At 57.9% G+C, this 15097-nt stretch carries 12 protein-coding genes; 8 read left to right on the top strand and 4 right to left on the bottom strand.

Features of this window, described 5'->3' with window-relative positions:
- Positions 1-19 precede the first annotated feature (19 nt).
- A complete protein-coding gene (locus GA0061103_RS00365; protein ID WP_092706033.1) occupies positions 20-1231 on the bottom strand; it encodes a KpsE/RkpR family capsule polysaccharide export protein in 1212 nt (403 codons plus the stop codon).
- Between the two features lie 164 nt (positions 1232-1395).
- Here GA0061103_RS00365 and GA0061103_RS00360 point away from each other — a divergent pair, with 164 nt between their 5' ends.
- Positions 1396-2205, top strand: coding sequence for an ABC transporter permease (locus GA0061103_RS00360; protein ID WP_092706031.1), 810 nt, complete (start codon positions 1396-1398; stop codon positions 2203-2205).
- Between the two features lie 136 nt (positions 2206-2341).
- Positions 2342-2515 (top strand): hypothetical protein, encoded by a 174-nt coding sequence (locus tag GA0061103_RS34915; protein ID WP_162747604.1) that lies wholly within the window; start codon positions 2342-2344, stop codon positions 2513-2515.
- 165 nt (positions 2516-2680) lie between these two features.
- Here GA0061103_RS34915 and GA0061103_RS00355 read toward each other — a convergent pair whose 3' ends face one another.
- The 3 genes from GA0061103_RS00355 to GA0061103_RS00345 form a co-directional block, all read right to left on the bottom strand.
- Positions 2681-3736 (bottom strand): FkbM family methyltransferase, encoded by a 1056-nt coding sequence (locus tag GA0061103_RS00355; protein ID WP_092706029.1) that lies wholly within the window; start codon positions 3734-3736, stop codon positions 2681-2683.
- 62 nt (positions 3737-3798) lie between these two features.
- A complete protein-coding gene (locus GA0061103_RS00350) occupies positions 3799-5166 on the bottom strand; it encodes a glycosyltransferase family 4 protein (RefSeq protein ID WP_245304618.1) in 1368 nt (455 codons plus the stop codon).
- Complete coding sequence (locus GA0061103_RS00345) at positions 5163-7280, bottom strand: capsular polysaccharide biosynthesis protein (RefSeq protein WP_092706027.1); 2118 nt, start codon at positions 7278-7280, stop codon at positions 5163-5165. The genes GA0061103_RS00350 and GA0061103_RS00345 overlap by 4 nt, the downstream gene beginning before the upstream one ends.
- A 636-nt stretch (positions 7281-7916) precedes the next feature.
- Between GA0061103_RS00345 and GA0061103_RS00335 the strand changes: the two genes are divergently transcribed.
- The 6 genes from GA0061103_RS00335 (at position 7917) to GA0061103_RS00310 (ending at position 15093) form a co-directional block, all read left to right on the top strand.
- On the top strand, positions 7917-9122 hold the full coding sequence (locus tag GA0061103_RS00335) for a KpsE/RkpR family capsule polysaccharide export protein (RefSeq protein WP_092706023.1): 1206 nt from the start codon (positions 7917-7919) through the stop codon (positions 9120-9122).
- Positions 9119-9853, top strand: coding sequence for an ABC transporter ATP-binding protein (locus tag GA0061103_RS00330; RefSeq protein ID WP_208603465.1), 735 nt, complete (start codon positions 9119-9121; stop codon positions 9851-9853). Before GA0061103_RS00335 ends, GA0061103_RS00330 begins: the two co-directional genes overlap by 4 nt.
- A gap of 732 nt (positions 9854-10585) precedes the next feature.
- Positions 10586-11515, top strand: a complete 930-nt coding sequence (locus GA0061103_RS00325) for a helix-turn-helix transcriptional regulator (protein WP_245304617.1) — start codon at positions 10586-10588, stop codon at positions 11513-11515.
- A gap of 171 nt (positions 11516-11686) precedes the next feature.
- Positions 11687-12745 carry a polysaccharide biosynthesis/export family protein gene (locus GA0061103_RS00320; protein WP_245304616.1) on the top strand — a complete coding sequence of 353 codons (1059 nt, stop codon included), beginning with the start codon at positions 11687-11689 and terminating at the stop codon, positions 12743-12745.
- A gap of 118 nt (positions 12746-12863) precedes the next feature.
- The gene (locus GA0061103_RS00315; RefSeq protein WP_092706017.1) at positions 12864-13727 is read left to right on the top strand and encodes an FkbM family methyltransferase; all 864 of its coding nucleotides are present in this window, start codon (positions 12864-12866) and stop codon (positions 13725-13727) included.
- A gap of 40 nt (positions 13728-13767) precedes the next feature.
- A complete protein-coding gene (locus tag GA0061103_RS00310) occupies positions 13768-15093 on the top strand; it encodes a glycosyltransferase family 4 protein (RefSeq protein WP_245304615.1) in 1326 nt (441 codons plus the stop codon).
- The last annotated feature ends 4 nt before the right edge of the window (positions 15094-15097 follow it).

Below are 15097 nucleotides of genomic sequence, written 5' to 3'. Positions count from 1 at the left end.
GTCGAACATGGCTGTAAGGTCAGCCGCTTTCATGATCTCTGATGGCGGTGACCATGAGCCAGCCCAGCAGATAGCAAAGGCTCAAGGACAGGAAAACGACTGTAATGTTCTTGAGCGCATAAGGCATCGCTGCCTCGTCGGGCATCTGCGGTGGAACGACGACCTCAAGATAGAGCTGTTGGCGGCGGGCATCGGCTCGGGCCGCTTCGAGCGAATCGAGGGCGGCAACGAGCGCCTTGTTGGAAAACTCCCGCATCAGGACGAGACTTTCATAGTCCGCAATCCTCGGCGCGACGGAATTGTCGGATCCGACCATTTTTGCTCGCTCGTTCTCGATCTGCTGCTCCAGTGCAGCGATCTGGCTCGTCAGAAACGGGATGGAACTGCTGTCCGGCGCAGTCTTGCGCGTTTCTGCAAGCCGCGCCCGCGTGTTGGCGAGGGAGGCGGTAAGATTGCTGATGAGATCGATCATCGACATGGAGCTGGCATTCGGATCGATCATCAGCTCCTTGTTTCTGAAGTTTGTTATGTTTCTCTGCGCGTCGATGACCCGCTGCTGCGCCTGCTGTACCTCGCCATCGGCAAAGCGAACCGCATCGCCACGGGCGCGATTGTTAAGTCGGTCGAGAAGATCGCCGCCAAGTGCCAGCAATGAGGTGTTCAAGTCCGCGGCATCCTGTGCGTGAAATGCTGTCGTCCGCAGAAGGGTGATGCCTGTGGTGTCGTTGTGAATAACCGATACTCGGTCCGAATAATAATTATAGAGCTGTTCGTCGCTGTTGTTTTCCCAGAAGCGGGGAAAGCGCGTCAGCCAGTCCGCCTGCGGACTGCCGAAAATAGCACGTACGGGAAGCCGTTCGGCAAGTTCCTTCAGCGCCTGGCGGGAGCGGATATATTCCTGCACGGAAAAAGTATCGTCCTGCGAGCGCGTTATCCCGCTGTTCTGCAGCAGAGAGCCGAAGACGTTGGAGGATGGCGGCGCGGCCATGCGGACGACGAAAGAGGATTCGGACACATAGATTGGAGCGGCGATGAATGCGTAATAGGCGCTGACTGCCAAGGTTGGGGCAATAACCGCTAGCAGATAAACGCTTAGACGGCCGTAACGCTTGCGACGCTTTCGGGCCTTTGCAGGTCCGGCAATCGAAGTTGCAATCATGTGGCGGAAAGGCTGCCGGCGCTGATCTGCATCGACTTTCTTGTTTTGGGTCTCGGGGTTAATCAGAGCCATGGCTATGCCCTTTCTGGTGATCGTCTGTCGTTGCAGATCTGCGAGCGGACGTCACGGACGCTAATTGTCCAAGCCCGGCGCAATGAAGATTGAGCGGTTGCCCTTCGCCGGTATCGTTGACCGACCGTCTGATGGAGATGGGATAGCGGCCAGGAGGGCTTCGGGTGCATCAGGTATCGGCAAACGCGCGCGGGGGTTCGCAGTTCATTACCGGATTGAAGATTCAGGGGCGCGTCCTTGGTGCGCTGATCATGCGCGAAATGCTCATACGCTACGGGCGGGAAAACATCGGCTTCCTGTGGCTTGCGCTTGAACCGATGATCCTGACCACGGGTGTCATGATCATGTGGACGCTGCTCAATCACGAGGCGCACGGATTGACGGTCGCGGCTTTCGTTTTGAGCGGCTACATGCCGCTGACGCTCTGGCGCCACATAACCGGTCACGCGGTCTCTTGCCTGCGTCAAAATCTGCCCTTGATGTACCATCGCCAAATCCGCCTGGCTGACGCCATAATCGCCCGTGCGCTTCTGGAGACTGCCGGCACGACCGCCGCTCTCATCCTTGTCTACACGGTTGCTCGTCTGGCAGGCATCATTCCGCCCTATCAGAATCTCGGCCTGGTGCTGGCGGGCTGGCTGTTCATGGCCTGGCTCTCTTTCGCGGTGGCGCTCATCTTTGCCGCCGGTTCGGAACGGTTCGAGTTTGTTGAGAAGTTGGTGCCGCCGTTTCAATATCTCACATTGCCGATTTGTGGCATGTTCTTCATGGTGGCCTGGCTTCCCAGTGGCGCCCAGAAGCTGGCGCTCTATGTTCCTCTCGTTCATTGCTTCGAGCTTTTTCGCGCCGGTGTCTTTGGCGATTCGGTACAAACCTTCTATGATATTGACTACCTCACGAAGTGCTGCCTGTTTACGACGGCTGTCGGGCTCTTTCTGATCAACGTGGCACGCAATCACATCAAGTTCGAATGACGCCGCGACGGTCGCGCTAACGAACGGAATGATCTTGGAGATGTTGAAGACTTCGCGCTGCAAACCGGACGTGGCTTCCAAAAGTTCGTAGAGAACGGTGAGTATGGTGTCCTCGTAGTCCAGGAGCGAGGCGCGCGTGGCGCGGCTGAAATCGATCACCAGTATCATCGGCGCCGACGTCCTCAATCGATCACAGAAGCCTTTGTTGGCTTCGAACTGCAGCTTCCTTTGGATCGGTTCGGGCCACCCCTCAAGGGCGGTGATGGACGCCTGCCTGTCGTTCATGAAGCTGGCGACGTTGATGCCGTAGCAGAAGAAGACGATCCTGCTGTCCGCAAATACGTATCGGACAAACTTCTCGCTAGGGCATGAGCCATAACAGGCGATGCCACCCATATGATTGCCCCTTTTTGCTCAACAAGATCTTCATTCTCGATCCCCGCTCAGGTCGGAAGCCGCAAATCAAGCGCGGCAGCTAGGCGGTGGTCTCCTTCTGGCGTTGCCTTTTTCGCTTGGTTGGAATCGGCGGCAACTCCAGGTGCTGAAGCCGACGGTCGACGTCCTCGGCACGATCTTCATGAACTGCAAATATGTTCGCTACGGTGCCGGCCGGGAAGTGCGAGTTGAATTCTTCGGGTGTCGCCATTCGCGTCAGCCGCTGCTCGGAACTTGCCCAGATGTGGTAGCCGAAATCTGCGAGCTGGCGGTGGATCGCGCCTGGAGCGGCTTTGGAGACAATGGAGAGCATATCATGATTGATCTCCATCAATAGAGAAGGCTTACATGTGGCGATGGTTCTTTGCGCCCCCTTCAAAAACAAGCCTTCCGCTCCCTGTATGTCGACTTTCATGACATCAGGCCGCAGATTACCGATAACACGATCTAGTGTTTCGACTTTGGTCATGCGATCGACCTTGGCTTCAGCGCGGGTGGTAATCAGTCGCGTGGCTCCCGCGTTGACCGTTTCCCCCGCGTCATTAAGCGGTAGTTCTCCCGGAGCATCGGCAAGAGCGAGTTGGTGAACGCTGACTCGGTCGCCAAGCCCGTTCTCCACGATCGATCGATGGAACAACTCGCAGAGCTTCGGTAAAGGCTCGAAGGCGAGAACCGTTCCTCTAAATGGGGAATGATGGGCTGCGACAGAGAGCGAATAATACCCCACATTGCCGCCGACATCGATGAATTGCCCGTTATCGGGCACGATGGCTTTCACGAGCTCGATGTCGAATTTCTCATACTCACCGTTCATGATGCCGAAAGAAATATGATATTGGCGAAGATCCAGATACAATTTGAAATTGTATGCAGTTTCAAAAAGGACGATGATCGACCTTGGCACGAAATTGTGAAACAGCAATTCACTATGACGTTGGTGAAATTCGTTGGAAGTCAGAAAACGTCTGCGGTGGTCGTCCAGCGGAAGGTCGGTGATTTGCAGGAGATGGTGGCCGATGACATTTCGCTCATCGTCGTTGATCGGACGGCCGAGAATAAATTTGTAGCAATTCTCGATGTCGTAAAAGCTTGTCACGTCGCTGCTCCCGCGTCTTGCTGACGTACTTTGTTATTGTGTTGCGCCTGCGCTGCTGCCTCTCACTGCAAAACCGCCGAGGTCGAGATTCTCTCGATACGCCGCGAAGCCCGTTGGGCAGCATGGCGTCGCGCCGAAAAATCGGCCTCGATCAACGCCTCCAAATCATCGAAATGCGTATCCCACCCGCTCGATGGGCCGGGTTTCATTCGGCGTTGCGGCGTGGTGGCGATCATGTCCAGCGCGGCTCTCCAGCTCGGCCCATCAAGCGGGTCGAGAAAGATAGCGGGCTGTCCGGCGGCGGCTTCGCGATGGGCACTGATGTTGGAGGCGATGACCGGCGTGCCAAGCGCGATGGCCTCGGCGACAGGCATGCCGTAACCCTCGGTGAAGGATGGGGCCAGAAGAGCAGATGCTCCGGCGACCAGCCGCGCCAAGGCGGCATCCTCCAGCCCCGGCACTTCGATGACGAGGCCGGGCAGGGCAGGGCACCGCTCCAGCATTGCCAGGATGTGGCTGTTTTCCCATCCTCTCTTGCCGACGATGACCAGCCGTGGCGCCATCTGCCCGTCACGCTCGGCCAGATATTGCCACAGGTGCAGCAACAGAATGTGGTTCTTACGCGGCTCGATCGTTCCGAGCGTCACGAAATATGGCATCCGGGCGCGCGCCATGTCCGATGGCGGCGATAGGAAGCACTGTTCGACACCGGGAGGCAGCACGGCGATCGAGGGCAGCTTTCGATTGCTTTCCTGGGCAAAGGTGCGCAAGGCGCGTGCCGTTACCTGGGAGTTGCAAAGCACCAGCGACGCGTGTTTCAGCACTGTCTCCATTCTGCGGCGATGCCGCTCCGGCTCCTCCGGTCGGACGAATTCCGGATGCGATAGCGGGATGAGATCGTGAACATAAAAGATGCCGTTGCGGCCGGTTTCTCCCAGCCACGAAAAAGCAGAAGTCCGATCAAGCCGGCTGTGTGATACGTGGACGAAGGAAGCCCTGTCCGGTAGCATCAGACCATGCGCGAAACGATTAGCAACGGCATGCGCGATCTTGCGCAGCTTTTGCGTATGAGCCTCGCCTGCTTTCACTTCCGACGCCGCCTGCCACCTGATCTTGCCATCGATGGCGGCGAAAATCCGTTCGAGAAGGGTGGCCTGTGCGGGCGATATCTCCGTTGCTGCCCAGCGGCCGTTGAGCATGGAGACCAACTTGTCCGCCCGCTCGGACGGAATGGTGACGGCGCTGGTATGACCGGTTTCGACAAACCATGACGGAGGCGGAAACGCATCGAGATCGGTCAAGGCAGTCCGTTTGCGGCGCTCGTTCAACCAGTTCGCATAATGAAGCTCATAGCGATCGATGCCGGTGGGCGTCGGGCAATGCGCCCGTTCCATCAAGCGCGAGATATCCATAACGACCGGCTTCATCATTTTTTTCTCGCCTCGAGCATGTGAATGACCTGTGCCAGCCAGCGCCGCCGCGATGGATTGGGAGCTATGCCCTGGCGGGAACGATAGAGTTCGGCGACCACGTCTTCCGCCTCGCATGGAAGATTGGTGATGTTCGACCAGTATCGCGGATAGAGGATGAGTGTGCCGGCGACGAGGGCGTCGAGCGTTAAAGCGCGCTTTCGCCGCAACGAAACGACCGAATCCTGCGTGAGGCCCCAGCCGGCATAGAAGGGGAGACCATGACACCATACCGGCTTTTCTCGCAGCAGCGCTTCGAACCCGATCTGCGATGTTGCGACGTGAACCTCGTCTACAGCGCCGAGGAGATTATCCAGATCGACATTGCCGATGACGAGATCGGCAGCCTCCGCCGGTGGTATTGGAGGCGGATGACGGCCAGCCGCCTTCGCCAGAAGATCGGGGTGCTGCTTGTAGATGATGAATGCCGTCGGTCTTGCGCGCCGGACGGCTTTGAGCAGCTCGATATCGGATGGATGACTTGCCATGCCGAACCGCAGCGAAGCGTCGTTCGGCACCTGCCCGGCCACCAGAACGATATCGCGGCCTTCGGCGAGAGCGCGATAATCCGGCGCCGGCTGCGGCGGCAGATTGTATTTGGTGATGCCCATCGAGACGATGGCCTGCCGCAGGCGTTTTGCGCGCGCAAGAAGAGCATCGTCGAAATTCGTCCCGTTCAAGATTGTCTCCAGCCGACTTGGAGCGGAGGCATCGAAATAGATGCCTTGGTCATCGAAGCAGAGCGAAGATGGGGGCACGAGCGAGCTGCCGAGGCCGGAGGAGCGAATGAAGCCGTCCTCAACCCGAATGATCGGCAATCTCTTGCCCTGCTTCCACAAAATGGATTCATCGGGAGGAGTGGCGTTCCCCCAAAGGACGATGGTGTCGGCACTCTGGATCTCTGAGGCGCTCGGATTGGTGACGAACTGTACCTGCGACCGGGGGCTGCTCAGATAGCGGCGCATGACCGCGCGTTTATGAAGCGAGAAATTGACGCAAAGGTAACGGCCGGAGAGCGATCGGGCACGAGTGCGCCATTCGAGCAGCCGTTCGACTGCCTGCTCGGCCGTGATTGGGCTGCGCGAGACGGGATCGGCGTAGCGCGAATATTGAAAGAGCGCGGCAGCAGCAAATTCGTCTATGCTGACATGGCGTCCACGACGCAAGCGCGCCGTCGCTGCGACCGTGCCCACTGCGCGGTCCGCAGTCAGTCCCCAGCCGGCATAGGCGGGCATGCCGAAGGTGACGACGGGTATTTCCCGCAGAAGCGCTTCCAGCCCCAGTTGGCTTGATACGGTCCAGACCTCATCCACCATATCCAGCAGGGAATGTGTCGAGACAGGGCGATCCACAAGCTGCACGCCTGACGTTCGGGCGAGGGGTTGAAGAAAGCCTCGGGCCTGGCCCGCGATGACGTCGGGATGACATTTGACGATGATATCGGCATTTTCCTCGGCAAGAGCCGCCGTCCACATTCTTGCAAAGGTCGCTGCATCGGCACCGGCGCTTTCCACAGCGTGATTTCCCATCACCTCGTCGACAAGCAGGATGCGCCTGCGGCGGCTTCGACGAAGCGAAATGGTCTCGTCCCTCAGCTGGTTGTCTTGGGACAACCGCTCGCGGATGATCCATCGCCGCAGGTCGCGGGCGCGCTGAATATCCGTGTTGGACGGCGCATTTTGAAGCAACGCCTCCAATCGCGAGGGCTGGCGGGCAGAAGAATGAATACCGAGATCGTCGGCGACGATGGAGATCGGTGATGCGGCGTCCTGACCGGTCGATTGGAGGAAGCCGCCCGCCACTGTCCAGAAGGGCAGACGTAGCACCTGCGCATAGAGGCGTGCCAGGCGGGCAAGCGGCCCGTCTCCCCAGCTGACGACACCATCGGCGGCACCCATCGTCAATTCGATCGGTTTGAGCGACGCGGAGAAGGCGGGACCGATGAGAGGAAACCGCTGACGTGTCGGAAGGAAGGCGAGCAGTCGTGCGTTGGTCGGGGGCAACCAGGACGGCTGCTCGCCTGTCTTTGCCGAAGACCGCGCCTCCTGGGGAAAGATCGTCGAATCTATGTGCATATAAGTCCCCCCAAGATGTCCGCTAAGAGCGATGGCTCGCGCCTGAACGAAACGGCCTGCGATGTCCGTTCACGGCTGGTTGCATGAGCGGAACCGCGTTTGGGGGCATGAAACCCAACGGTAGCTGGATGACATCTTCCGGTATCTCAAATGGGAGGTTGCGCCATCTACCCAGGAGAAATTTCAAGAGGCTTCGGCAAAACCGGCCGATGAACAGGTCTCCACGACCATCCGAGGCAAAGTTACTGCCGACATGCTTCAAGATGCCCCCGAACTTTCCCATTCCGAATTCCTTGAACCAGCAATGAGGGTGAAACGGCTAATCGAATGGCAGTTATTGCCGCCGCAATTCGGCCCCGCCATACGGATCGCGTCGTTAAAGTATTGATTGCGACAGAAGATAAATTATTCTTGTTTATGTATGTAAAAATTTCGGGAGCGCGGAAATATATTTGACTTTCAAAGGATATATGGGAATCTCTTGTAAAGTAAATGCCGTCGAAATCGTCGTGCGCGTTGTTCGAAATGACGAGTCGAAACGATGGAAACCGGCTGGCTGCGGTTGCTTGATCGGAGCGCCGGAAGGGCAGCTGTGGAGTGGTCCTGACCATTCCAAGAGAGATTTGATGGTCCCAAATGAGCCGCATCGAGAATAACAAGGAATTCACTGATTTCGTCAGGCTGGTGAATGCTCGCTCATCCGGCGTCGTCATAGGTCAACCGGTTTCCTGGCCGCGTTCTGTCGCGCGATGGGCTCGATCGCAACTGCTGCTATTGCTGATCGTCGTCGTTCCCGGCCTGCTCGGGGCGATCTATTACGGTTTCATCTGCTCGGATCAGTATGTTTCCGAAACGCAGTTCGTCGTGCGCAGTCCGAACAGGAATGCCGCGGGGCTGCTGAGCGGGTTCCTCCAGAGCACCGGCTTCGTTCGCGCGCAGGATGACAGCTACATCGTCACCGAGTTCATCAAATCGCGCGCCGCCGTCGACGCCTTGGTAAAGAGGGATGGTCTGACGGAAATCCTCTCCCGCCCCGAAGGAGATTTCCTCAGCCGCTACCCGCTGCCTTGGGCCGAGGCCAATAATGAGGAGCTGTATCAGCATTATCTTCGTTTCATCAATGTGCGCACCGACAGCGGCAGCGGCGTAACGACACTGGATGCACGCGCATTTCGTGCCGAAGACGCCTATCGCCTGGCCAATGCCCTGGTTCAGCACGCGGAAGAACTCATCAACCGCCTTAATGATCGGGCGCGCGAGGATGCGGTCCGTTACGCGCAGATCGAGGTGAACGACAGCCAGGCAAGGCTGTCCAATATGCAAAAGAGCCTGACGGATTTCCGCAATCGCGAAGCGCTTGTCGACCCAAGCAAGCAATCGTCTGCCGCCTTGGACATGATTGCCCGGCTTTCGGATGATCTGGCCGACAGCAAGGCACGTCTTTCGGCGTTGCAAGAACAGGCACCGCAAAGTCCGCAAGGGGAGGCGTTGAGAGCACGCGTCTCGGCGATGGAACGGCAGATCAGCGATGAACGGGCACGGATCGTCGGCAGTGACGGCTCGATGGCGCCTCGCATCGCGCAATATGAGCAGCTGCTGCTGGAGAGGGAAATGGCAGCGAAGATGCTGACATCAGCGACCGTTTCCCTGGAAAATGCCAGGATCGATGCTCAGCGGCAACAACTGTATCTGGAGCGAATCGCCGATCCGAATTTGCCCGATCATGCGCTGTACCCGAAACGCCTCGGTTCGTTTCTGATGCTGCTTGCGGCTTGCTTCGCGACATTCTGGATCGTGCGCTTCTTCACGATCCAGGTATACGAGCACGCGGCTCAGCAATGACCGGTCTCCCTTCCAGTCTTATGCAGATTGCCTCCCCGGGGACGCCGGCGCCGAAGAGCGAAATCCCCTGGCATGAAGATGACATTGTCGGCGTGTTCGACCTCGTCAAGGAATACGAAGTGCATGGCCGTATGCGCCGCGTGGTCGACGGCGTGACATTCAAGATCGGCCGCGGTGAAAAGATCGCCGTCCTCGGCCACAATGGGGCCGGCAAGTCAACGCTCGTGCGCATGATCGCGGGAATAGAGGAGCCGACGTCGGGCAAGGTCGTACGCAATATGTCGATGTCGTGGCCGATTGCCTTGAGCGGTGGTTTCGGCGGTTCGATGACTGGCTACGACTGCATGCGCTTCCTGTCGCGCATCTATGACAAGCGGTTCGATGAAATTCGCGATGTGGTAGAGGATTTCAGTGAACTTGGCCGTTATCTGCGCATGCCTCTCAGGACCTATTCCTCAGGCATGCGGGCGCGGCTCGCCTTCGGCATGTCGCTTGCCATCGATTTCGATTGCTATCTCATCGACGAGGTATTGGCCGTTGGCGACAAACGCTTCCAATCACGCTGTTTTGAGGAGCTTTTCGTCAAGCGCAAGGATCGCTCGATGATCATTGTGGGACATAATCTTAATGTGATCGGCGATCTGTGCAAGTCGGCGCTCGTGTTGAAGAATGGCCGCGGCCGCGTCTTCGACGACATCGAAACGGCCTTTCGCATCTACTCCACATTGTAAGCCAGCCGAAAGTTGGTTGTGCTGATTGGTAACAGTAGTGCACGGCATATTTGCAAATTGACACAATATCGAACGGCAGAATGCACCGCGCCTCCATGCTTGCCGGGACCCGGTTGCATACAGACAGCGGCATTCCGGGTGCTGACGCAGGCTCCCAGCTAAGCCTCATCATGTATTAGAATAATTGAAATGAAAGTAGCGTGCAGATTGTTTTCGCTGCAAGCCAGCGTAGTGTCATGGCTACTCCATTTTACCAGCGGACCTTGCGCATGTAACGAAGCTCCGGCAATTCGATCGAGGTAAATTAGTAACTACTTCTACAACCTCTGCCGGTAGGCATGTCGAATATTTGCCGAGAGCGATTATTTTGTCCGATATCGTCGCTCAGGATATTCAACCTGTGGCCGCGCTACGAAGAGGTAGGATTCTGTATAACATCGTCACTATCTGTACTGTCGCGCTAAAATTCATCGTGCTAATTTAATTATAGGTAATGCAACTTGCGATGAATGGTCATGCATCCCGAAGTGGGCGCGGGAGCAAAGTAAGGAGTCGTCAAAACGAACGCTAGAAAAAAATTGGCCTAGATAGAAATCACGTGTTAGCGATAACTAATATGCAACCTGAGATTTTGAGTGGGATTAGCGGATGGCGATGTTGGAAAGAGTTGTCGAGCAATGCGTTGGCACTTTCGAGGTGTATTCCCGGGATGCAATCATTCGCAACCTCGACATGCTTGAACCAAACTGGAAATGGGCGGTTCCTTCGGAAACCTCAGGCGATTATTCCTTCAAATTCAGCAAGCAACCGCTTCAGTCGGCCTCGATCATAAGCGCCGAGCACTCGGCCGGCCTCGAAGGGATAGCGAAGCAGGATTTGCCGCGCGTCAGCATCGTATTTGTTCTCGCGGGCGAAATAGAGATCAATCACCGGCGGATGCGCAAGTCGTTGCGCATTCCTGCCAACTATGTCGCCAGCATCAGCGACAGGGCGGGCAAGCGGCTGGAGATCAAGCCGCGCAGTTCCTGGCTGCTGTTTCAGATCCCGGAATCCGTAATCCGTCAACATTTCGAAGAGCTGACCGGCAAACCCTACGTGCAGGAATTTGCGCTGGCGCCGGTGAGCTTCCGGCAAGGCGGCGCGCAAGGGCTCTATCAAACTCTGCGCCAGGCCGAGAAAGATTTGACGACCGCTCGCCAGACCGAACGGATGATGCTCGCCAAGGCTTACAGCGAGCTCTTGCTGGTCAAGCTGTTTGCCAAGCTGCCGCACAACCTGTCCGATGCCTTCAATCGCGGCACGCTCGAAAACGCGCCACGGCAGCTCCTGAGGGCAGAGGCGTTCATGCGCGACAATCTGCATAATGCCATCATGCTGGAGGATCTTGCGAACGCTGCGAGCTGCAGCCCGCGAGCGCTGCAACGCATGTTCAAGACCTATCGTGGCGATACGCCCATGGGAATCCTCTGCAACTATCGGCTGGCCGCGGCACATGGCGCCATCAAGGGCGGTCAGGCCGAAAGCATCACCGATCTTGCCATGAGCCTGCAATTCTCCAATCCCGGGCGATTCTCCGTGCTCTACAAGCACGCTTATGGCTCCAGTCCCTCGTCGATCCTTCGTTTTACCCGGGAGCGCAGCGACGATGCCGGAAGGGCCTAGCCTGCCTCGCGCGAGAATGCCTCGCCAAAACTGTCTCCATGCCATTCAGGATCGTCGATGCCGTTGAAGTTCGGATTATTGTGCGTTCTCGCCTGCGTTCTTACGGGCTGTGGATTACCGGAGGCTGGCCCCAAGGCCTCCCGAATATTGGAGGAAGCGGCTGCGCGCGCTATGCCACCATTCGCGGTGGTCGATGTGACGTCGACGGCGATGGTCAAGAGCGTCGCTCGACCGGAAGCCAGCTTCGCGGCATATTTCGGTGAGGGCGCACGGGATCCCGGCCTCAGGATCGCGGTTGGTGATGTCGTTTCCGTCAGCCTTTGGGAGGCGCCTCCCGGGAGCTTGTTCGGGACGGCTTCAAGCGCTTCGGGGCAGCAACAGGCGGCCGGTAGTTCAGTGACGATCCCGCCGCAGACTATCAACAGCGATGGCACCATCAGTATTCCCTACGTGGGCCGGATCACGGCCGCTGGCCGCACGCCAGCTTCGGTCGAAAAGGCGGTGGTTTCCGGCCTGATGGGCAAGGCGGTGCAGCCACAGGCGTTGGTGACCGTCCAGCAAAGCTCGTCGAACACCGTCACGGTTACAGGCGAGGTGGCCGGTGGTGCACGCGTCGCACTTTCGCCCGCCGGCAGCCGAGTACTCGATGCTATTGCTGCGGCGGGGGGATTGCGCGCCGGCGTCAACGACAGCGTCGTCTACCTGACGCGTGGCGGGCGAACGATGCATCTGTCGTTTACCGCGATTGTTCAAAATCCGCGCGAAAACGTGAGATTGCGGCCCGAAGACGTCGTTACGGTGGTGCGCGAGCCGGTTACCTACACGATTCTCGGCGCATCAGGTCAGAGCGGCGAGGTCCCCTTCAGCGTTCAGCATTTGACCATGGCGAACGCCGTAGCGCGTGCGGGAGGGCTGCAGGACACGCGCGCCGACGCCTCGGGCGTCTTCCTCTTCCGCTACGAGCCGCTTGATGTCGCCCGCCGCATCGTTGCACCGAGCAATCCGTTGCTGCGCCGTGGTGGACCTGTCCCGATCGTCTATCGATTCAACCTGAAAAACGGCTCCACGCTGCTGGCGATGCAGAACTTCGAAGTCCAGCCGCGGGATATCGTCTACATCTCCAACGCGTCCTCGATCGATATTCAGAAGTTCATGGGCCTCTTCCAGGGTGTCACCGGAACGGCACTGTCGGCGGCATCGGTCGGCATCGCTGCATCCACGGCAAACTGATGGCCGTGTGAAAGGGCGAGAGAGGCGGAAGAATGATATCGATGGGGTCTATGGAATTTCATGATGCTGGCCAGCCTGCGAAAATGCGCAGCAGGCATGCCGAACCGAGAGAAATAAAATGAGTTCTTCGGCACTGCTACATCTTCATGAATTGATGGCCTTCGACAGGCATCAGGCCGAGGCTGCGATCCTGCAACGGGTCAACAGCGCCTATCTTGGAAACCATACTGCTCTGGTCCGCGTGCTCGGCCGCTACAAGCTCTACATCGATACCCGCGACAGGGGCTTTGGCTCTCATGTTCTCCTGGACGGTTTTTGGGAGATCTGGCTGACGTTGTTTTGCGCACGTAACGTCAAGCGCGGCATGACCGCGATCGATGTCGGTGCGAATTTCGGCTACTATTCGCTTTTGCTTGCCGAGCTGGTGGGAGTCAAAGGCGAGTTGATCGCCGTCGAACCCAATCCGCATGCGGCTGATTTCCTGCGCAGCAGCATCGAGCTCAATGGGCTGCTCGGACGGACGCGGATCGAAAGACTGGCGCTCGGTGCTGCAGTGTCGGGCGAAGCATCCCTCTACATTCCGCATAGCGAGCCGAAGAACGCGCTGATCGTCTCCGAGACCTTCCAGCCTCACGCCCAGGATGGCGCAGTCATCAAAGTTCCTGTGACTACCCTCGATCGGTTGGCGAGCTCCTGCTCGCGCGTCGATTTCATAAAGATCGACGCGGAGGGGGCAGAGCAAGTCATCCTCGAAGGAATGGGCGAGACCATCGCCCGTCACAAGCCGATGATCGTCGTCGAGTTCAATCCTGGCCGCTATGCCGACGCGCACGGCTTTCTGGAGCGGCTTGCCGGCATCTATGGGTCGCTGCGGCGCCTCGATTTCAGTGGCGAAGCCGTTCCCGTCACCGCCGAGGATCTGCTTTCGAAATATGGAGCCGATGATTCGCTGCTCGTCTTGTCGCGTGACAAGCCGGCTTGAGAGCGACGAGGGATGTCCAGATGCTGAAGGAGAGAGGGGAGTGAGCCAGACGATCCTTTACGACGGCCTCAATCTTTCTCTGCAAAAGGGCACAGGTGTTGCGACCTACACCCGCAGCTTGATGTCGGCGTCCCGTTCGCTTGGTTATCAGACCGGGGTTGTTTATGGAATTCCGGGGAGGGTTCCGAAGGACCCGGTATTGCGGGAGGTTGTTCTCTTCGATGCATCCGGCGCCCGCCCGCGCGGAGCATTATCCGAAGTTCGGCATTGGCTGCGCCGCCGCATTGCCGCGCCCTTCGGTGTAAAACCGGTTCCGATTCCACTCAGCGGGACGGTTATTCTTAAATCTCTTCAGGCGCAGTTCGGCGATGCGGCCCTGGCCTATGCTTCCAGCGACCTGTTCCATCTCGCGCGCCATCATTTCAAGCGCTACGGCAATAATCTCACAATGAAGTTCGAGGCACAGCCGGATCTTCTCCATTGCACCTATCCGATGCCGATCGCGGTGAAGAAGGCGCTGAATATCTATACGATCCATGATCTGGTTCCCTTGCGGCTGCCCTATCTGACCGAGGACGACAAGCGCTATCACTACAAGATGCTGCGCTCCCTCGTCCGGCGGGCGGATCATATCGTGACGGTGTCCGAAACGTCGCGGGCCGATATCATCAAGGTTCTTGGTGCCGATGAGGCACGCGTCAGCAATACCTACCAGGCCGTTCACGTGCCGGAGCGACTTCGCGAGAAGCCGGTCGATGTGGTCGCCGACGAGGTTGCCGGCATTTTCCATCTCGATTGGAAGGGCTATTTCCTTTTCTTCGGCGCTTTCGAACCAAAAAAGAACATCTCACGGCTGATCGAAGCCTATCTCGCCGCAAAGACATCCAAGCCGCTTATCATCGTCGGTGCTCCAGGATGGAAAGGCGAGGAAACGCAGCAGCTCATCGATGATGACCGGTTTCGCTTCTATCTTCGCGCAGAAGACCGCATCCTGCCGCAGCGGCAGATCCAGCGCTTCGATTTCGTATCCTATCCTTTGCTGATCAGCCTGATCAGGGGAGCGCGGGCGGTGCTGTTTCCTTCGCTCTACGAAGGTTTCGGCCTGCCGGTGCTGGAATCCATGCAGCTTGGAACGCCGGTCCTGAGCTCCACGGAGGGATCGATACCCGAAATAGCGGGAGATGCCGCGCTGTTGGTCGATCCTTATGACACCGAGGAGATGCGCAAGGCGATCGTCAGTCTGGATCAGGACGACGGGCTGTGCGCCTCGTACGCCAAGTCCGGACCGAGGCAGGCCGCCCGTTTTTCGACGGATCGATATCAACAGAAGGTGAGCGCGCTTTATGACAGCCTCTTCAACGGATAGCCAC

It is taken from the genome of Martinezella multihospitum (assembly GCF_900094585.1).
GTDB lineage: Bacteria > Pseudomonadota > Alphaproteobacteria > Rhizobiales > Rhizobiaceae > Rhizobium > Rhizobium multihospitium.
The sequence above is the reverse complement of the archived record's forward strand: the minus strand, read 5'-3'. Positions and strand labels throughout refer to the sequence as shown.